15 protein-coding genes and 1 riboswitch are annotated in these 19,484 nt (G+C 72.4%); of the genes, 13 read left to right on the top strand and 2 right to left on the bottom strand.

Features of this window, described 5'->3' with window-relative positions:
* Positions 1 to 208 precede the first annotated feature (208 nt).
* The 3 genes from JYK04_RS18280 to JYK04_RS18270 all read left to right on the top strand — a co-directional run bounded on the left by JYK04_RS18280 (position 209) and on the right by JYK04_RS18270 (position 4,503).
* Positions 209 to 2,239 carry an N-6 DNA methylase gene (locus tag JYK04_RS18280; RefSeq protein ID WP_189735507.1) on the top strand — a complete coding sequence of 677 codons (2,031 nt, stop codon included), beginning with the start codon at positions 209 to 211 and terminating at the stop codon, positions 2,237 to 2,239.
* Between the two features lie 168 nt (positions 2,240 to 2,407).
* Complete coding sequence (locus tag JYK04_RS18275) at positions 2,408 to 2,998, top strand: hypothetical protein (RefSeq protein ID WP_229875105.1); 591 nt, start codon at positions 2,408 to 2,410, stop codon at positions 2,996 to 2,998.
* A complete protein-coding gene (locus JYK04_RS18270) occupies positions 2,995 to 4,503 on the top strand; it encodes a serine/threonine-protein kinase (RefSeq protein WP_189735511.1) in 1,509 nt (502 codons plus the stop codon). Before JYK04_RS18275 ends, JYK04_RS18270 begins: the two co-directional genes overlap by 4 nt.
* Here the strand turns inward: JYK04_RS18270 and JYK04_RS18265 are convergent.
* Complete coding sequence (locus JYK04_RS18265) at positions 4,487 to 6,922, bottom strand: YfhO family protein (protein ID WP_189735512.1); 2,436 nt, start codon at positions 6,920 to 6,922, stop codon at positions 4,487 to 4,489. The two genes, JYK04_RS18270 and JYK04_RS18265, sit on opposite strands and share 17 nt — an antisense overlap.
* A gap of 278 nt (positions 6,923 to 7,200) precedes the next feature.
* On the opposite strand from JYK04_RS18265, the gene JYK04_RS18260 reads away from it, so the two are divergent.
* Together JYK04_RS18260 and JYK04_RS18255 are read left to right on the top strand one after the other, a co-directional pair.
* A complete protein-coding gene (locus JYK04_RS18260) occupies positions 7,201 to 7,824 on the top strand; it encodes a SurA N-terminal domain-containing protein (RefSeq protein ID WP_030012746.1) in 624 nt (207 codons plus the stop codon).
* A 54-nt stretch (positions 7,825 to 7,878) separates the two neighbouring features.
* Positions 7,879 to 8,916 (top strand): nucleoside triphosphate pyrophosphohydrolase, encoded by a 1,038-nt coding sequence (locus JYK04_RS18255; RefSeq protein ID WP_189735515.1) that lies wholly within the window; start codon positions 7,879 to 7,881, stop codon positions 8,914 to 8,916.
* An 18-nt stretch (positions 8,917 to 8,934) separates the two neighbouring features.
* On the opposite strand, the gene JYK04_RS18250 is transcribed toward JYK04_RS18255, so the two are convergent.
* Entirely contained in the window at positions 8,935 to 10,131 is a 1,197-nt protein-coding gene (locus tag JYK04_RS18250; RefSeq protein ID WP_229875106.1) for a globin domain-containing protein, read from the bottom strand.
* Between the two features lie 130 nt (positions 10,132 to 10,261).
* Between JYK04_RS18250 and JYK04_RS18245 the strand changes: the two genes are divergently transcribed.
* From JYK04_RS18245 to JYK04_RS18210, 8 genes are all read left to right on the top strand, one after another.
* Positions 10,262 to 11,575: a cytochrome P450 family protein gene (locus tag JYK04_RS18245; RefSeq protein ID WP_189735519.1), complete on the top strand. Its 1,314-nt coding sequence runs from the start codon at positions 10,262 to 10,264 to the stop codon at positions 11,573 to 11,575.
* 177 nt (positions 11,576 to 11,752) lie between these two features.
* On the top strand, positions 11,753 to 12,700 hold the full coding sequence (locus JYK04_RS18240; protein WP_229875107.1) for a LysM peptidoglycan-binding domain-containing protein: 948 nt from the start codon (positions 11,753 to 11,755) through the stop codon (positions 12,698 to 12,700).
* 276 nt (positions 12,701 to 12,976) lie between these two features.
* A riboswitch (cyclic di-AMP (ydaO/yuaA leader) is annotated at positions 12,977 to 13,149 on the top strand.
* A gap of 3 nt (positions 13,150 to 13,152) precedes the next feature.
* Positions 13,153 to 13,881: a transglycosylase family protein gene (locus JYK04_RS18235; RefSeq protein ID WP_189735523.1), complete on the top strand. Its 729-nt coding sequence runs from the start codon at positions 13,153 to 13,155 to the stop codon at positions 13,879 to 13,881.
* Between the two features lie 291 nt (positions 13,882 to 14,172).
* Complete coding sequence (gene eno / locus JYK04_RS18230; RefSeq protein ID WP_189735525.1) at positions 14,173 to 15,453, top strand: phosphopyruvate hydratase; 1,281 nt, start codon at positions 14,173 to 14,175, stop codon at positions 15,451 to 15,453.
* 99 nt (positions 15,454 to 15,552) lie between these two features.
* Positions 15,553 to 16,041, top strand: a complete 489-nt coding sequence (locus JYK04_RS18225) for an FtsB family cell division protein (RefSeq protein WP_189735527.1) — start codon at positions 15,553 to 15,555, stop codon at positions 16,039 to 16,041.
* 56 nt (positions 16,042 to 16,097) lie between these two features.
* Positions 16,098 to 16,649, top strand: coding sequence for a DUF501 domain-containing protein (locus tag JYK04_RS18220; RefSeq protein ID WP_189735529.1), 552 nt, complete (start codon positions 16,098 to 16,100; stop codon positions 16,647 to 16,649).
* Positions 16,646 to 17,587 (top strand): Ppx/GppA phosphatase family protein, encoded by a 942-nt coding sequence (locus JYK04_RS18215; protein ID WP_189735531.1) that lies wholly within the window; start codon positions 16,646 to 16,648, stop codon positions 17,585 to 17,587. Before JYK04_RS18220 ends, JYK04_RS18215 begins: the two co-directional genes overlap by 4 nt.
* A gap of 390 nt (positions 17,588 to 17,977) precedes the next feature.
* Positions 17,978 to 19,360 carry an NAD(P)/FAD-dependent oxidoreductase gene (locus JYK04_RS18210; protein WP_030724662.1) on the top strand — a complete coding sequence of 461 codons (1,383 nt, stop codon included), beginning with the start codon at positions 17,978 to 17,980 and terminating at the stop codon, positions 19,358 to 19,360.
* The last annotated feature ends 124 nt before the right edge of the window (positions 19,361 to 19,484 follow it).

Genomic DNA, 19,484 nt, shown 5'->3' with positions numbered 1-19,484 from the left:
GGACTCTCTAGGGCAGCTGGAAGGGGTAAAGGAAGATTAAAGGAGAAGCGGAAGATCGTGTTCCGCTCGACGGGATCGCGAAGATCCGACCGGTGAAGACGGACCGATCACAGCAGATTTCCGTGAACCGAGTCAACAAGGTTCACAGAAGTTTTTGAGTTCACGCTGTGAATCGGTCTCTCGGGTGTGAGCGGGTATGCTCCCCGGCATGCCCGAGGAGAACGCCGCAGCAGAGGTCACCGCGGCCGAGGTCGCCCGCCTGGCCGGAGTCGGCCGCGCGGCCGTGAGCAACTGGCGGCGCCGCCACGCCGACTTCCCGAAGCCCGTCGGCGGCACCGAGACCAGCCCGTCCTTCTCCCTCGACGAGGTGGAGCACTGGCTGCGCGCCCAGGGCAAACTCGCCGAGGTCCCGCTGCGCGAACGCGTCTGGCAGCAGATCACCGCCCACCCCGGCGGGGCCGTCACCGCACTCGTCAAGGCGGGCGGCGCCCTGCTCGTCGTACGGGACCGGCCCGCCGACTGGCTGGAGCTGACCGCCGTCTCCGACGCGCGCATGGCCACCCTGTTGCGGCCCGTCCTGGACCAGGTGCTCGGCGCGCGCCTCGGGCCCGGCCACGCGCTCGCCGAGATCCCGCTGGGCCCGGCCACCATGCCGCTGCTGCGGGCCGCCGCCGAACTCGCCGCCGAACTCGGGGCCCGCCAGGCCTTCGCGTTCCTCCTCGGGCGCCACCTCGACGCCAACCCCCGCCAGTACACGCTCACCCCGGACAGCCTCGCCGGGCTCATGGCCGCCCTCGCCGGGCCCTCTGCCCGTACCGTCCTCGACCCCGCCTGCGGCACCGGCACCCTGCTGCGGGCCGTCCGCGGCGCCACCGCCCTGTACGCGCAGGACTCCGCGCCCGAACTCGCCGCCCTCGCCGCCCTGCGCCTCGCCCTGAACGGAACGCCCCGGATCCGCGCGGCCGCCGCCGACAGCCTGCGGGCCGACGCCTTCGCCCAGGACACCGTCGACGCCGTCCTGTGCCACCCGCCGTTCAACGAACGCGCCTGGGGCCACGAGGAACTGGCCTACGACCCGCGCTGGGAGTACGGCTTCCCGGCCCGCACCGAATCCGAACTCGCCTGGGTCCAGCACGCCCTGGCCCACCTGCGCGAGGGCGGCACCGCCGTCCTGCTCATGCCGCCCGCCGTCGCCGCCCGCCGCTCCGGCCGCCGCATCCGCGCCGACCTGCTGCGCCGCGGCGCGCTGCGGGCCGTCGTCGCGCTCCCGGCCGGCGCGGCGCCCCCGTACGGGATCCCGCTGCACCTGTGGGTGCTGCGCCGGCCCGCCCCGCACGCGGCGCCCCCGGCCGGGTTGCTGCTCGTCGACACCGCGGCGCTCGCCGCCGACACCCCGCTGCGCTCCGCCTGGCCCGCCGTGCACGGCGCGGTGGCGGACGCCTGGAGCACGTACGACCGCACCGGCTCGCTCGCGCAGGAGCCGGGCGCCGCCCGCGTCGTCCCCGTCATCGAGCTGCTGGACGACGACGTGGACCTCACCCCCGCCCGCCACCTGCCCCCGCCGGCCGCCGGTGGCGGTCCCGCCGAACTGACCGCCGTACGCGAGCGGCTCGGCGAGACCCTCGGCCGGGCCGCCCGGCTCACCCCGCCGCCCGCGGCGGCGCCCGCCGGGGGCACGGCCCGGCCGCCGATGACCACCGTCGGCGAACTCGCCCGCGCCGGAGCCCTGGAGCTGCACACCGGCACCGGCGGCGGCACCGGCTCGGCCCCCGTCCTCACCGAACAGGACGTCTACACCGGGAACGGCCCCTCCGGGACCCTCGTGCCCACCGCCGACGAGCCCGTGCTCACCGCCCCCGGCGACGTCCTCGTCCCCCTCGTCGGCGGCGCCGCCATCGCCCGGGTCGTCGACGGGGCCCTCGCGGGCGCGGTACCGGGCCGCGGCCTGGCCCTGCTGCGCCCCGACCCCGACGCCCTCGACCCTTGGTTCCTGGCCGGATTCCTGCGCGGCACCGCCAACACCCGCCGCGCCAGCAGCCACGCCTCCACCGCCACCCGGCTCGACGTACGCCGGCTCCAGCTGCCCCGGCTGCCCCTGGCGCAACAGCAGAGCTACGGGCTCCGCTTCCGCGCGCTCGCCGAGTTCGAGGACGCGCTGCGGCTGGCGGGGCGGCTCGGCGAACAACTCGTACAGGGTTTCCACGACGGCCTCTCCGACGGCACGGTCACGCCGGAGTGAACGGCCGTGCAGCGAGCGTGCAACGGTTGCGCGCATCCCCTCACCCCTGGCCGGGAACGCTGTATACCCTCAGACCCGAAACCTCTTCCGCACGGCCCGTCAGGAGCAGCGATGCACGGCCCCGGCCTTCCGCCGCAGCACGGCCCCCAGTCCGATCCGGGGGGTGTGATGGCATTGCGCGTGGTGTTCGTGCTGCTGCCCATCCTCAGCTGCGGCTTCCTCGCCTGGGGGTCGCTGCTGCGGCTCGCCCTGGTCACGCGCAAGTCCCGTGACTGGGCGCTGATGGTGACCAGCGGCGTGCTCGCCGTCGTGTGGATGGCGCTCATCCAGGCCGACCCCACGCCCGAGGTCAACGGCTGGCAGGGCAACCTGGGGGCCGGCGGCTCCATCTTCACCGGCTTCGCGATCTGCGTGTACTTCCTCGTCGCCGACATCAAGCACCACGAGGCCCGGCGGTCGGCCCCGACCGCGCAGTGGTACCCGGCGCAGTCCGCTCCGTACGTCCACCCGCAGCCGTCCGGGCCCGCCTACGGGTACCCGCCCGCCACGGCCACCACCCGGCCCTCCACCCCGACGCCGGGCCCCGCGCCGACGCCGGCGCCCCCGCAGGTGCCGCCGCAGCCGACGCCGCCCCCGCGCATCGGGCAGGTCCGGGCCGAGCTCGACGAGCTCAGCGAGCTGTTGCGCAAGCAGACCCCGCCGGCCGGCGGCCCCCGCCCCGATCCCCACCAGACCCCGTTCCAGGACCCGCAGCAGTGACCGACCGGCTCATCGGGGACCGCTACCAGCTCGCGACCGTCCTCGGCCAGGGCGGCATGGGCCAGGTCTGGACCGCATACGACCGGCGCCTCGACCGCCGCGTCGCCGTCAAACTGCTGCGCCCCGACAAGGTCGCGGGCCCCGGCACCGTCGCCGAGGAGCTGCGCCGCCGTTTCGTGCGCGAGTGCCGGGTCACCGCGCAGGTCGACCACCCCGGCCTGGTCACCGTGCACGACGCGGGCAGCGACGGCGACGAACTCTTCCTCGTCATGGGCTACGTGGAGGGCGCCGACCTCGCCGACCACCTCGCCGAGCACGACCCCTACCCCTGGCAGTGGGCGGTCGCCGTCGTCGCGCAGCTGTGCTCGGTCCTGTCGGCCGTGCACGCGGTGCCGATCGTGCACCGGGACCTGAAGCCGCGCAACGTGATGGTCCGCCCGGACGGCACGGTGCTCGTCCTGGACCTCGGCGTCGCCTCGGTGATGGACACCGACACCACCCGTCTCACCAGCACCGGCTCGCCCATCGGCAGCCCCGCCTACATGGCACCCGAGCAGGCCATGGGCGGCGCCGTGGGCCCGTACACCGACCTGTACGCCCTCGGCGTGCTGCTGTACGAACTCCTCACCGGCAACGTCCCCTTCGCCGGATCCACCGCCCTCGGCGTCCTGCACCGCCACCTGTACGAGCCCCCGCTCCCGGTCCGCCAGATGCGCCCGGAGATCCCGCCGGAGCTGGAGAAGCTCCTGCTCCACCTCCTCGCCAAGGACCCGCAGGACCGGCCCTCCTCCGCCCAGGAGGTCTACGAGGCCCTGGCCCCGCTGCTGCCCGCCCGCGGCAGCCGCACCCCCGCCGGACCGCTCGACCCGACCCGGCCCTTCCTGCGCCCGCAGGCACCCTGGCCGGACCGGGCCGCGGCCATCCCCCCGCGGCCGAGCACCCCGCCCGCGCCGCCCAAGGCCGACGTCCCCGGAGCCGTGGACGAGGCCCGCAAACTCCTGGACGAGGGGCGCCTCACCCAGGCCGTGGACATCCTCGGCGGCATCCTCCCGGCGGCGGCCGCCGAGCACGGGGAGCACTCCCCGGTGGTGCGCTCCCTGCGCAAGCAGTACGCCGCCACGCTCATGGACGACGGCCAGTACCGGCGCGCCCTGCCGGAACTGCGCCGCCTCGCCGACGAGTTCCCGGCCGGGGACCCCCAGTCGCTGCGCTTCCGCTACGACTCGGCCCAGTGCCTGGAGCAACTGGGCGAGCCGGCCGCCGCCCTGGCGGAGTACCGCTCGCTGCTGCCGTTCTTCGAGAACCACTACGCCAACCCGGACCCGGGGCTGCCGCTGGAGGTCCGCCGCCGGATAGCCCACCTGCTGCTCTCCCTCGGCGACCGCCAGGCGGCCCACGACACCCTGGCCCGGCTGCTGTTCGACGCGGAACGGCTGCACGGCCCGGCCCACCCCTTCCCGGCCGAGATCCGCCGCACTCTGCACTGGCTCAGCCAGGTCCGCTGACCGAGCGGGCGGCGCGGGCCCGCAGGGCGGCGAGCAGCAGGATCCCCAGCGCGCCCGCCAGGACCGCCAGCCCCGGGACCAGACCCGGCGGGCGGAACTCACAGCTCACCCGGGTGGTGCCGGGGGAGAGCGGAATCGCCACCAGCCCCAGGTGGTCGGCGGCCGGGCGCCCGTTGCAGGTCCAGCCGGCGATCGCGGGGACCGAGAGGACCGCGGTGCCCGTCGTGCCCGGCGGGAGCGTGGCGTGGACCTCGGAGGCGCCTACCTTCACCGAGGTCGCGGACGTTGCCCGCAGGCCGGCCACCGCGGCGTCGAGCCGCGCCCGGTCCAGGCAGGACAGGGCCCACCGCGGGGGCGGGGCCGCGTCGAAGACCAGGGCCGAGGAGTCCCCGCGGGAGGGGCCCATCGGCTGGAGGGCGGCCCGGTTGCGGGGGGCGTTGCCGTTCAGGCGGAAGGCGGGGCCGTCCGCGAGGCGGGCCGTCGCGTTGTACTCGGGGGCCCACAGGTAGGCCTCCGTGCCCGCGCGGCAGATGCCGGGTGCGAGCGGGTCCTCGTACACCCGGGCGCCCAGCAGTGCCTCCTGGTTGGCGAAGGGGGAGTCGTCGGCGTAGGAGAGGGGGGCGCCGGGCGGGCGGACCGTCACCAGCGGGGGCACCTGGGCCCGCCGTACCGTGCCGTTCGGCTGCAGGCGCGCGCCGACCGCGAAGACGGCGTCCGTCACCGGGTTGTCGATGCTCTGGACGTTGCGTCCGCGCGAGGTCCAGCCCGCCCCGAGCGCGACCATCGTGCGGGTGAACACGTCCGGGGTGTGGCTGCTGTAGTACGCGCCGCCCTCGCCGCCGAGCAGCAGCGGGTCGTTGCCCGTCAGGGCGGGCCGGCTCGGATCGGTGCGGTACGCGGGCCAGCCCTCGGCACCGGCCAGGGCCTCGGCGCGCGCGGTGTGCGCCGGCCCCCAGGACGGGTAGTCGTCCAGGCCGCCCAGCTTGCCCTTGTGCCCGTAGGCGGTGGTCGCGGCCGCCTGTGCCAGCAGGACCAGCGCGAGCAGTGCGGCCGCCGGCCGTGCGAGACGGCGGTGGCGCAGCGCCCACCAGGCCGCGCCCGCCGACACCAGCCCGCCGGCGAACAGCGCGTAGCCCGCCGCCGTCACCAGGGGGCTGTCGTACGCCCACAGCACGGCGGCCGCCAGGACGCCCGCGCCCGCGGCCAGCGCCGGCGGCCGCGGCAGGCCCGCGGCCAGCCCGGTCCAGGCGGCGATCACGGCGATCCCGGCCAGCACGAAGGTCTGCCGGTACGGGCTTCCGTTCGGGGTGGCGAACAGGTGCCAGGCCAGATGGGTCGGCGCCCACTGGAGGGAGAGGGCCACGGCCACCGTCAGCCCGGCCCACCACAGCCGGGTGCGCGGGGGGACCGCCCGGTGGAAGGGCAGCGCGGCCACCAGCAGCAGGGTCCCGGTGCCCACGAAGACGGCGGGGGAGGAGAAGGAGTACGTCCCCGGCAGCAGCCGCGCGAACAGGTCCGCCCAGGTCACCGGCCGGAACTCCTTGACCCACCCCGGGTAGGCCCGCCCGGAGCTGAGGAAGAGGGGGAGCAGGACGGGCGCCGCCAGCGCGATCCCGAGCAGGGTCGTCCCGGCGCCCCGCGCGATCACCGACAGCCGGGTCCGGACGCCTTCCCGGGTGAGTACCACCCGGACCAGCAGCACCAGCGCCGCACCCAGGGTGGCCATGTAGGCGGTGTAGAAGTTCGCCGTCCAGCAGACCGCGACGACCAGCGGCGCGAGCAGGATCCGGCGCCCGCGCAGGGCCCATTCACCGGTCAGGCACAGCAGGGGGAAGGCGATCAGCCCGTCCAGCCACATCGGGTTGTACGAGGCCTCGATCACCGACCAGCCGCACAGCGCGTACGAGGCCCCGAGCAGTCCGGCCGCCCACCAGGGCCCGCGGCGCTGCGTGCGCAGCAGCCAGGCCATCGCCGCCGCCGCGGCCGACGTCTTGAGCACCGTGACGACGTACACGGCGAGGTCGATGTCCGCGCGCGGGAAGAGGCCGACGAGGACGGCGAAGGGGCTGGTCAGATAGGTGCCCAGGTCCGGCAGGAAGCTCATGCCGTATCCGGAGCGCCAGTTGAACAGCAGCCCGCCCTCCGCGCGGCCGTGCAGGAGGTCCCACAGCTGCGCGTGGAAGGGGACGAACTGGTTGCCGAGGTCGTTGATGCTGCGGTGGCGCGGTCCGTACGGGAACACCCGGGCGGCGGCGTCCCCGGCGCACACGGCCACCGCCGTGAGCAGGGCGGCGAGCGCCGAGCCGAGCAGACTCCGGCGGCGCGGTGAGCGGTGTGGTGAGCTGTGCGGTGAGGGGCGTGGTGCGGGACGCGGCGAGGGACGCGCTGCGGGACGCGGCGAGCGGTGCGTTGTCGACATGGTGGGCCGACCTTGGCAGGGCCGGGTGACCGAAGGGTGGCCTCAGGGTTGCCGGTGGCCGATCCGGGCGCCGTGAGAGGGGCGGGTTCCCCAGAACGGGTGACGGGTGGCGCGCCGGACCCGCCGGCGCCCGCCGACTCGCCTATGAACGGTGCGTGTTCGGTCCGCGCGTGAATCGTTGGTCGAACCGGTGGTCCGGATCACCGTGACCTCATAACATCGATCACCGCACGGCCCTTTGTGCACCGACGCACAATCTCCCGGCCCTGGAGGCTCCTTTGCACCGTCGCACAGCGCTCTCCGTATCCGCCGCCCTGCTCGTGGCGGCGCCCCTGCTGTCCGCCTGCTCGGGCGAGCCGCGACCCGGCACCGCGGCCGTCGTGGGCGGCGAACGGATCACCACCTCCGCGCTCCAGGCCCAGGTCAACGACGTCCGCGCGGCGCAGAACCGTTCCGGGCAGGCCGCCGCCGAGCTCATCGCCAGCACCCCCCACCTGGAGCGGCAGAAGCTCGACGCGCTCCTCCAGAGCCGGATCATCGACAAGATGGCCGACACCGCCGGGCTCACGGCCACCCAGAAGGACATCGAGGACGAACGCAAGGCGTACGTCGACGAGAACGGCGGCAACGAGCAGTTCGAGGCACTGCTCCTGCAGAAGGGGGCCATGGCCCCCGGCCAGGTCGACCGCTTCCTCCGGGACCGGGTGCTGCTCACCGCGCTCACCGCCAAGTACGGAGCCGGGAAGCTGGAGGAGCCCGCCCGCGCCGCCGTCAAGGCGCTGCACATCGAGGTGAACCCGCGCTACGGCGCCTGGGACGCCAAGGAGATCAAGCTCGGCACCGGGGAGACGCCCTGGATCACCCAGCGCACGCGGCCCGAGGCGGCGCCCGCCGGAGCCTGAGGCTCCGGGGGTCCCCCGGACCGCGGGCCGCCGCGGCGGAGGTAGGTTCGGAGGGTGACCGACCACGCCGAACCCACCGCCGCCCCCGCCGAGCCCACGGGCCGCATCGTCCTGCTGACCACCAGCCACCGGGTCGCCCCCGGCGTGCTGTCCTGGCCGGCGTGGCAGACCCTGCACGCCGCGGACCGGGTGCTGTGCGCCGACCCCGGCCACCCGCAGCTGCCGTACCTGCGGGAGGCGGGCATCGAAGTCACGTTCGAGAGCCCGGACGCGCACGCGCTGGTCGAGGCCTGCGCGGGCGGCCGTACGGTCGTGGTGCTCCCGGGCGGCGAGGGCGACCAGCGGCTAACCGACGGGCTGGCCCGGCTGGCCGGCTCGGGTCGCGTCTCCATGCCCGATCTGGAACTGCTCCCGGGCTCCTACGACCTGCCGGGCGCGCGCCTGCTCGACCTGGTCCAGGTGATGGACCGGGTCCGGCGCGAGTGCCCGTGGACCTCCCGGCAGACCCACGAGGGCCTGGCCAAGTACGCCATCGAGGAGGCGTACGAGCTGGTCGAGGCCATCGAGGACGGGGACCGGGAGGAGCTGCGCGAGGAACTCGGCGACGTGCTGCTCCAGGTGGTCTTCCACGCCCGGATCGCCGAGGAGGCCGGCGGGGACGACGGAGCCGACGGGGACGGCGAGGACGCCGTCGAGGCCTTCTCCATCGACGACGTGGCCGGGGCGCTCGTCACCAAGCTGATCCACCGGCACCCGCACGTCTTCGGTGACGCGGAGGCCGAGACCCCGGAGGACGTCAGCGCGCACTGGCAGCGCACCAAGGCGGTGGAGAAGCGGCGGGAGTCGGTCACCGACGGGATCCCGGTGGGCCAGCCCGGCCTGGCGCTCGCCGCCAAGCTCGCGGGCCGGGCCCGTACGGGAGGCGTGGCCGTGGAACTGCCCCGCGGCGAGGGCATCGGGTACGAGCTGCTGGAGCTCGCGGCCCGCGCCGAGGCGGCGGGCATCGACCCCGAGACCGCGCTGCGCGCGGCGGCCCGTGCCTACCGGGACGCGATCCGGGCGGCCGAGGGCCTGGCGGAGCCGGGCGAGTAGCGGGCCCCGGGCACTCCTTCAGTACGTCCTCGGCGCGCGGGCCGAGGGGTCGTGCCAGTGCGGCGCCGGGCGGTCCAGGAACCACTCGCCGAATCCGAGCGGGCGCTCCCCGTACCCGTGGCCCCGGGCCGGCACCGCGTCGTGGAAGAGGCGGCCGGGGCGGGCGCCGAGCTCCCGCAGGAGGTGGGCGGTCTCCGCGATGAACGGCGGCGGACCGCTGAGGTAGACGTCCTGGTCCGGCCACAGGCCCCGGTTGCCCAGCGCGGTCGCCAGCCGGTCGGTGGCCTGGTTGCGGTGGCGTCCGGGGGCGGGCGTGATGTAGGTGACGGCGAGCCAGGCGCAGCTGGCGGCGTACGCGTCGATGAGCGGGCGGTCGTAGAGGTGCGCGCCGTCCCGGGCCACCACGAAGAGCCGTACGTCCTGATCGCAGGGGTGCTCCGCGAGATCCTCCAGCAGGGCCCGGATGGGCGCCCAGCCGGTGCCGGCGGCGATCAGGCTGACCGGGCGGTCCTCGCGGCGGAAGGTCAGCTGCCCGCCGGCGGCGCCGAGCCGCAGTACGTCGCCCGGCCCGGTCTCGCGGACCAGGGCGGTGCTCAGCCGCCCGCGGTCGACCCGGCTGACGTGCAGGTCGACGGTGCCGTCGGGGCGGGGGGCGTTGCCGATGGAGTAGGTGCGCCAGGCCGTCGGGACCCGGTCGCTGCTCACGCTCGTGTACTGGCCGGGGAGATAGGGGAAGGGGGCGTGCGGCCGTAGCGTGAGGACGCCTATGTCCGGTCCGTACCGGAGGTGGCGCACGACCTCCGCGTCCCACCACGGCGGGTCCTCGCTCGCGTCGGCGCCGGCCGTCATCGCGTCGGCCATCACCTGGTAGGCCTCGGCCCAGGCCTTCTCGACCGGCGGGGTCCAGGCCGCGCCGGAGGTCTCGGCGAGTGCGGCGAGCAGGCTGGCGCCGACGGCCGCGTAGTGCTCGGGGCGGACCAGGAACTTGCGGTGGTCGCGTCCCAGGTCGCGCAGGTAGGGGCCGAGGCGCTCGTCGTCGAGGTGGGCGATCACGTGGGTGAGCGCGGCGAAGAGCCGGTCCCGCTGGCGTTCCATGTCGTGGAGGGAATCCGGGAAGAGCGCGCGGACTGCGGGGTTGTGCCAGAAGAGGTGGGTGTAGAAGAACTTGACGGCGTGCTCGGCCCGTCTCTCCACCACCGCGAAACTGCTTTTCAAGATCCTGACATCCACAAAACCGAAAGTAGGAATGCCGGAGAAGTTCAGGTCAAGGGATGGACGATCTACGGACAGCCGCGACGAACCACCCATATCGGATGGGGGCTCGGCGCCGGGATACGGTCGTCGGGTGCACGAGCAGACCTCCGGAACCCCCGCCGAATCCCCCGCGGACCTTCCCGCCGACGCCTCTTCCGCCGAGGGTCCCACCCTCTTCGACTGGGAGTTCGCGACCGACCCCTACCCGGCGTACGCCTGGCTGCGCGAGCACTCCCCGGTGCACCGCACCAAGCTGCCCAGCGGGGTCGAGGCGTGGCTCGTCACCCGGTACGCCGATGCCCGCCAGGCCCTCGCCGACCAGCGGCTCAGCAAGAATCCGGCGCACCACGCGGAGCCGGCGCACGCCAAGGGCAAGACCGGGATCCCGGGGGAGCGCAAGGCGGAGCTGATGACCCACCTGCTCAACATCGACCCGCCGGACCACACCCGGCTGCGGCGGCTGGTGTCGAAGGCCTTCACCCCGCGCAGGGTCGCCGAGTTCGCCCCGCGGGTGCAGGCGCTCACCGACCACCTGATCGACGCTTTCGCGGGGAAAGGTGAGGCTGATCTCATTCACGAGTTCGCCTTCCCGCTCCCCATCTACGCCATCTGCGAGATGCTCGGGGTACCGCGCGAGGACCAGGACGACTTCCGCGACTGGGCCGGCATGATGATCCGCCACGGCGGCGGTCCGCGCGGCGGAGTGGCCCGGTCGGTCAAGCAGATGCGGACCTACCTCGGCGAACTCATTCACCGCAAAAGGGATGATCTGGGTGATGACCTGATCTCCGACCTGATCCGGGCGAGCGATCACGGCGACCATCTGACGGAGGGCGAGGCCACCGCCATGGCCTTCATCCTGCTTTTCGCCGGTTTCGAGACCACCGTGAACCTCATCGGCAACGGGGTCCACTCCCTCTTCATGAACCCCGGGCAGCGCGAGCGCCTCCAGCTCTCCCTCGCCGCGGGGGAGAGCGGACTGCTGGCCACCGGGGTCGAGGAACTGCTGCGTTACGACGGGCCGGTGGAGCTGGCGACCTGGCGGTTCGCCACCGAGCCGCTGACCCTCGGCGGCATGCGGATCGAGGCCGGCGATCCGGTCCTGGTCGTCCTCGCGGCCGCCGACCGGGATCCGGAGCGCTTCGCGGACCCGGACACCCTCGACCTCTCCCGGACCGACAACCAGCACCTCGGATACGGTCACGGCATCCACTACTGCCTGGGCGCTCCGCTCGCCCGGCTCGAAGGACAGACCGCGCTCGCGACTTTGCTGACGCGTCTGCCCGATCTGGAACTGGCCGTTCCACCCCAAGACCTGCGCTGGCGCGGGGGGTTGATCATGCGAGGGCTGCGGACTCTTCCCGTTCGATTCGCGGCTCAAAACACTTGCGCGAAAGCTGATTAAAAGTCAGGTTCGGCCTTGACTTGTGACAATCGTTCGAAGGCCGCTAGGTTCTGCCGTTACCCCGCTGTTATATGCGAAAGGTGATCCCTCATGCTCTCCGGGAACGGCCGTCACAGACGCCCCCGCCAGGTCCCCGCGCTGGTCGTCACAGCCGGAGTCACTGGCTCTGCGCTGGCCATGCCACTGTTGGCCGCCACCAGCGCCACCGCCGCCGACACGTCCACGTGGGACAAGGTGGCCGAGTGCGAGAGCGGCGGCTCGTGGAGCGCGAACTTCGGCAGTGGCGCCTACGGCGGACTCCAGTTCACCCAGGAGGAGTGGCAGAGCGCCGGCGGGCTCGACTTCGCCGAGCGCCCCGACCTGGCGAGCCGTTCCCAGCAGATAGCCGTCGCCGAGCGGGTGCTGGGCTCGACGGGGCCGCAGGCCTGGCCGCTGTGCGCGGCCTCGGCCGGTCTGGTCCGGGAGAGCCCCGCCGCACAGGTGGACCCCGGTCTCCCCGGCGGCCACGGTCCCATCGCCCCCGCGCCGTCCCGCCCGGACGACGCCGTTCCGTCCACCGGGGGCGGCAAGCCGTCCACGGACTACGGGTCCCCGACCCCGGCCCCGGCCCCGAGCCCGTCCGGTACCCCGTTCCTGATCCCCGACGCGCCGTCCATCGGACTGCCCGTCATGCCCGCGCCGGACGTCCCGACGACGCCTCCGGCCGACCCGACGGCGCCGGTCCAGCCGGGCGGCCCGACCGGTACGCCGACCCCCGTCGACCCGACGGCGCCGACGCTGCCGGTGGACCCGACCGCGCCCACCACCTCGCCTTCCACGCCGGGCCTGCCCCCGGTCGACCCGACGGCCCCCACGGCCCCGGCGGTCCCGCAGACCACCGCCACCACTCCTGTCGAGGGCAACGGCAAGCACCGCGGTGCGCCGGAGGCCGAGCCGAAGGCGTCGTCTGATGCCGCGTCGGACCCCACCTACACGGTCCAGGCGGGCGACAGCCTGGCGACCATCGCGGTTGCCAAGGGCGTAAAGGGGGGCTGGAACGGTCTCTACCAGGCCAATGAGCAAGTCATCGGTGAGGACGCCGACCTCATCAAGCCCGGCCAGAACCTGGATCTAACCCCGCAATAAGGACAGTTCAGTTATCCGGAAAGAGCCGAATGTCGGATTTCTATAAGTGAGACATGTGTCTCTTCCGGTCAACTGGCGTGTCCCGCCTCGGGGCTTCCGCAAACCCCGTCCTCACCTGCGCAAATGCCCCTGCGGGGGGTGCAAGTAGGGGCCGTTTCTCCCCGATGTTCCTCGTTGAACATCGGGGAGAGACCTGTCTACCTTCTGAATCGCTCGCCACCGCGAGCTCCTTCGACCGCATCGCCGAATCCTGCCGGCGGACGAAGGGAACAGTCGTCGCGTCAAGCGCCGAAGGCAGGAGCGGGGGAACCAAGGTAGGTGCCGGGAGCGGCCGTTGAGAGACGGTCACGCCACCGGCTTGGGGTTAAGACGTGCGCTAGGTCGCACGGCCGGGCAACTCACTCGCCCGAACCCGACAGCTCACCTCGTAGGCGTCGGTGAGGAGAAACTCCATGCTGCTTTCCGGCAAGGGCAAGCACCGTCGCGGTACTGCAATCGAGCGGTCTGTCCGGATCGTCACGCTCGCCGGTGTCGCCGGTGTGGCCGTGGCCGCCCCCCTGATGGCCGCGGGCACCGCCAGCGCCGCCACCACGTCCGAGTGGGACAAGGTCGCGCAGTGCGAGTCCGGTGGCAACTGGTCCATCAACACGGGCAACGGCTACTACGGCGGTCTGCAGTTCTCGCCGTCCACGTGGGCCGGGTTCGGTGGCAAGTCGTACGCCGCGCAGGCCAACCAGGCCTCCAAGTCGCAGCAGATAGCCGTCGCGGAGAAGGTCCTCAAGAGCCAGGGCAAGGGCGCCTGGCCGTCCTGCGGCAAGGGTCTGTCGAACTCCGCCTACACCGGTGGCGGCTCCGAGACCCCGGCGTCGTCGAAGCCGCAGTCCAAGCCGCAGTCGAAGCCGCAGCCGAAGCCCGAGACCAAGAAGACCGAGACCAAGGCCGCGCCGAAGCAGGAGACCAAGCGCACCGAGGCTCCGACCACCCGCTCCGAGCGCGCCGAGGCCCCGGTCGCGCCGAAGACCGGCAACGGCTCGTACGAGGTCAAGCCGGGCGACACCCTGGGCACCATCGCCGAGGCCAACGGCGTCAAGGGCGGCTGGCAGCAGCTCTTCGAGCTGAACAAGGACATCGTCTCGGACGCCGACCTGATCTTCCCGGGCCAGAAGCTGAAGCTCAGCTGAACACCGCGGCAAAGCCGCGAAAACATCTACGCGGCGTCAGCTGACCCCGTGCAGGATTTCCACCGCCCGGCGCGTGCCCCACGCGCCGGGCGGTGCCGCGTGCGGCCCCCGAACGCCGATGATCAAGCGACCTATGTCCCGGAAGAGGGGTATTCGGTCGCTTTTTCGTCCCAGGGTCCGGGCGGTCGGGCGGCCCAGTGCCCGGAGCCGGTTAGGCTCTAGGCGGCAAGGCCATCCCACGGCCTGACACGCCACCGCACACTCAGCGTCACATCCCAGAAGGAGATGCTCGTGCCGTCCATCGACGTCGTCGTAGCCCGGGAAATCCTGGACTCCCGAGGCAACCCCACGGTCGAGGTCGAGGTGGGCCTCGACGATGGCAGCACCGGCCGTGCTGCAGTTCCGTCCGGCGCCTCCACCGGTGCATTCGAGGCCATCGAGCTCCGTGACGGTGACCCCAACCGTTACTTCGGCAAGGGTGTCGAGAAGGCCGTCCTCGCCGTCATCGAGCAGATCGGCCCGGAGCTCGTCGGCTACGACGCCACCGAGCAGCGTCTGATCGACCAGGCCATGTTCGACCTGGACGCCACCGACAACAAGGGCTCGCTCGGCGCCAACGCCATCCTCGGCGTGTCCCTGGCCGTCGCGCACGCCGCGTCCGAGGCCTCGGACCTTCCGCTCTTCCGCTACCTCGGCGGTCCGAACGCGCACCTGCTGCCCGTTCCGATGATGAACATCCTCAACGGTGGGTCGCACGCCGACTCCAACGTGGACATCCAGGAGTTCATGATCGCCCCCATCGGCGCGGAGTCCTTCTCCGAGGCGCTGCGTTGGGGTGCCGAGGTCTACCACACCCTCAAGAAGGTCCTGCACACCAAGGGCCTCTCCACCGGCCTGGGCGACGAGGGCGGCTTCGCCCCGAACCTGGAGTCCAACCGCGCCGCGCTCGACCTCATCATCGAGGCCATCAAGCAGGCCGGCTACACCCCGGGCAAGGACATCGCGCTCGCGCTCGACGTCGCCGCGTCCGAGTTCTACAAGGACGGCCAGTACGAGTTCGAGGGCAAGTCCCGCTCGGCCGCCGAGATGACCGACTACTACGCCGAGCTCGTCGAGGCGTACCCGCTGGTCTCCATCGAGGACCCGCTGTTCGAGGACGACTGGGACGGCTGGAAGACCATCACCGACCGCCTCGGCGCCAAGGTCCAGATCGTCGGTGACGACCTGTTCGTCACGAACCCGGAGCGTCTGGCCCGCGGTATCGAGGAGGGCTCCGCGAACGCCCTGCTCGTGAAGGTGAACCAGATCGGTTCGCTGACCGAGACCCTGGACGCCGTCGAGATGGCCCAGCGCAACGGCTTCAAGTGCATGATGTCCCACCGCTCCGGTGAGACCGAGGACGTCACCATCGCCGACCTCGCCGTCGCCGTGAACTGCGGTCAGATCAAGACCGGCGCCCCGGCCCGCTCGGACCGTGTCGCCAAGTACAACCAGCTGCTGCGCATCGAGGAGATCCTCGACGACGCCGCGGTGTACGCGGGCCGCAGCGCCTTCCCGCGCTTCAAGGGCTAATCACCCCCCTGAGGGGCTGGCCTCCGTACGTCCCCGCACTCGGTCCCGTACCGTGTGCGGGGACGTATTGCGTAGTGCGCACCTAGGGGAGGCGGACCAATGGCCGGGAACCGGGATCGGTTCTCCACCTTCTCCACCGCGACGAGGCTCAAGCAGCTCGGCGAGCGGACCGCCGCCCACGTCTACCGGTCGCAGTCGCGGCGTCAGGTCCGCCGCAGCCGGCTCACCGGCCGCGCCGCGCTCCTGGTGCTCGTCCTCTGTACGCTGGTCGTCGCCCTCGCGTATCCGATGCGCCAGTACGTCTCCCAGCGCTCGGAGATCGCGAAGCAGCAGCGGGCCGCCGCGGCCGCGCGGGACCGCCTGGAGCGGCTCCGCGACGAGAAGGCCCGCTGGCAGGACGACGCCTACGCGGAGCAGCAGGCGCGCAAGCACCTGCACTTCCTGCGCCCGGGGGAGATCAGTTACATCATGAGCGACCCCGGGGCCCAGCCCCCGCAGCCGCACCGGACCGGCCACGCCGGCTCCGACCGCCCCTGGTACTCCAACGTCTGGGACGGCGTCGACAAGGCCGACCGCCCCGGCGAGTGATCCGTACCGCCGTACCGCAGCACCCATCCACGAGAACGAAGAGACTTCCTCCAGGCATGCAGACGCCCCCGCCCCAGACCGACCGGACCGAGCCGACCGACGCGGACATCGAGGCGTTCGAGCAGCAGCTCGGCCGCCCGCCGCGCGGGCTGCGCGCCATCGCGCACCGCTGCCCCTGCGGGCAGCCGGACGTGGTGGAGACCGCCCCGCGGCTCCCCGACGGCACCCCCTTCCCGACGCTGTACTACCTGACGTGCCCGCGCGCGGCCTCCGCGATCGGCACGCTGGAGGCCAACGGCGTGATGAAGGAGATGCAGGCCCGGCTCGCCGAGGACAAGGACCTGGCCGCCGCCTACCAGGCCGCCCACGAGGACTACATCCAGCGGCGCGACGCCATCGAGGTGCTCCAGGGCTTCCCGAGCGCCGGCGGCATGCCGGACCGGGTGAAGTGCCTGCACGTGCTGGTCGGCCACTCCCTGGCCGCCGGCCCCGGGGTGAACCCGTTCGGTGACGAGGCCCTGGCGATGCTGCCGGAGTGGTGGGCCAAGGGTGCCTGCGTCGTCCCGTGCGGCGAGAAGAAGACGGACGACGAGGAGCCGGGGGCGTGACCCGGGTCGCCGCCGTCGACTGCGGTACGAACTCCATCCGGCTGCTGGTGGCGGACTGCGACCCGGCCACCGGCGAGCTGGTCGAGCTGGACCGCCGGATGACCATCGTCCGGCTCGGCCAGGGCGTGGACCGGACCGGGCGCCTGGCCCCGGAGGCGCTGGAGCGCACCTTCGCCGCCTGCCGCGAGTACGCGGGAGTGATCAAGGAGTTCGGTGCGGAGCGGGTGCGCTTCGTGGCGACCTCCGCCTCCCGGGACGCCGAGAACCGGGCGGACTTCGTCCGGGGCGTCCTGGACATCCTGGGGGTCGAGCCCGAGGTGATCTCCGGTGACCAGGAGGCGGAGTTCTCCTTCACCGGCGCGACCAAGGAGCTGACGGCCCACGAGCACCTGGAGCGGCCGTTCCTGGTGGTGGACATCGGCGGCGGCTCGACCGAGTTCGTGGTCGGCGAGGAGCACGTACGGGCCGCGCGGTCCGTGGACATCGGCTGCGTCCGGATGACCGAGCGGCACCTGGTGGTGGACGGGGTCGTCACCGACCCGCCGACCGCGGAGCAGGTCGCCGCGATCCGCGCCGACATCGAGGCGGCGCTGGACCTGGCCGGCGAGAGCGTCCCGCTGGCCGAGGCGCGCACGCTGGTGGGCCTGGCCGGCTCGGTGACCACGGTCGCCGGGATCGCGCTGGGGCTGCCGGAGTACCTTTCGTCGGCCATCCACCACTCCCGGATCTCCTACGAGCAGGTGCGGGAGATCAGCGAGCGGATGCTGACGGAGACGCACGCCGAGCGCGCGGCGATCCCCGTGATGCATCCGGGCCGGGTGGACGTGATCGGCGCGGGGGCGCTCGTCCTGCTGGCGATCATGGAGCGCATCGGCGCTTCCGAGGTTGTCGTGTCGGAGCACGACATCCTCGATGGAATCGCTTGGTCCATCGCCTGAACGACCTTCGAAGCAGCTTGTGAAGGGCTCTCGGGCCCATGATCCACATCAAGTTCGTGAAGTTCTTCACAAGGAAAAAGGGTCTGTTGGGTCAACGGAAGGGTCCTTTGGGGCCTTCCGGAGGCCCGCAGGCCCTTTTTCGCGTGCGTTCGTGCGATCGGCGGAGGCGACGGGATCCGCGTCAGAGGTATGGACGAACCCCTGTGGTCCAGTCCGCTTTCGGCCTTGGAGGCCAGTTCAGGACGGGTGAACAACGACTCCGGACGCCTTCTGGTTCCCGTCGCGCGCCATGACCTCGGTCACGTGGGCGGCGGAGTGTAGCAGAGGGTCTCTCAGTCCTTGTGAAGGGGCTCACGAGCGACACCCCATTGGGTGCTGGATACTCGTTCCATGAGCACCACGGAGCGTCCCAGGATCCTCGTTGTAGGAGGTGGGTACGTAGGCCTGTACGCAGCCAAGCGCATCATGAAGAAGATGCGCTACGGCGAGGCGACCGTCACGGTCGTCGACCCGCGCTCGTACATGACCTACCAGCCCTTCCTCCCTGAAGTGGCCGCAGGCAGCATCTCGCCTCGGCACGTCGTCGTCCCGCTGCGACGCGTGCTGCCCAAGGCAGAGGTTCTCACCGGCCGGGTCACCAGCATCGACCAGGACCGCAAGGTCGCCGTCGTCACGCCGCTCGTCGGCGAGGCGTACGAGCTGCCCTTCGACTACCTGGTGATCGCGCTCGGCGCCGTCTCCCGCACCTTCCCGATCCCCGGCCTCGCCGAACAGGGCATCGGTATGAAGGGCGTCGAAGAGGGCATCGGCCTGCGCAACCACGTCCTCGAGCAGCTCGACAAGGCCGAGTCCACGACGGACGAGAACGTCCGCCGCAAGGCCCTCACCTTCGTCTTCGTCGGCGGCGGCTTCGCCGGTGCGGAGACCATCGGCGAGGTCGAGGACATGGCCCGGGACGCCGCGAAGTACTACTCCACGATCAAGCGCGAGGACATGCGCTTCATCCTGGTCGACGCGGCCGACAAGATCCTTCCCGAGGTCGGGCCCAAGCTCGGCACCTGGGGCAAGGAGCACCTCGAGTCCCGCGGCATCGAGATCTACCTCAGCACCTCCATGGACTCCTGCGTGGACGGCCACGTGGTGCTGAAGAACGGCCTCGAGGTCGACTCCAACACCATCGTGTGGACCGCCGGCGTCAAGCCGAACCCGGCCCTGGCCCGCTACGGCCTGCCGCTCGGCCCCCGCGGCCACGTCGACACCGCCCCGACCCTCCAGGTCCAGGGCACCGACTACATCTGGGCCGCGGGCGACAACGCCCAGGTCCCGGACGTGGCCGCCCGCAAGGCCGGTGTCGAGAACGCCTGGTGCCCGCCGAACGCCCAGCACGCGCTGCGCCAGGCCAAGGTCCTCGGCGACAACGTCATCTCGGGCATGCGGGGCTTCCCGCAGGCCGAGTACTCGCACTCCAACAAGGGTGCGGTGGCGGGTCTCGGCCTCCACAAGGGCGTCGCGATGATCGTCATGGGCAAGACGAAGATCAAGCTCAAGGGCCGGCTGGCCTGGTACATGCACCGTGGCTACCACGGCATGGCCATGCCGACCTGGAACCGCAAGATCCGCGTCTTCGCCGACTGGACCCTCGCGATGTTCCTCAAGCGCGAGGTCGTCTCCCTCGGTGCGCTGGAGACCCCCCGCGAGGAGTTCTACGAGGCAGCCAAGCCGGCGCCGGCCCCGGCCGCCGCCGCTGCCCCGGCCGCGAAGGCCAAGGCCTGACCGGTGTGACGGGCAGGAGCTGAGCTCCACCTGCCTCACCTGCCTCACCTGCTCCATCCGCTTCACCTGTACGACTTGTACGACCCCGAAGGGGCCGCCCGCCATCCGTGGTGCGGGCGGCCCC

The sequence above is a fragment of the Streptomyces nojiriensis genome (assembly GCF_017639205.1).
In the GTDB taxonomy this organism is placed as follows: domain Bacteria; phylum Actinomycetota; class Actinomycetes; order Streptomycetales; family Streptomycetaceae; genus Streptomyces; species Streptomyces nojiriensis.
The sequence above is the reverse complement of the archived record's forward strand: the minus strand, read 5'-3'. Positions and strand labels throughout refer to the sequence as shown.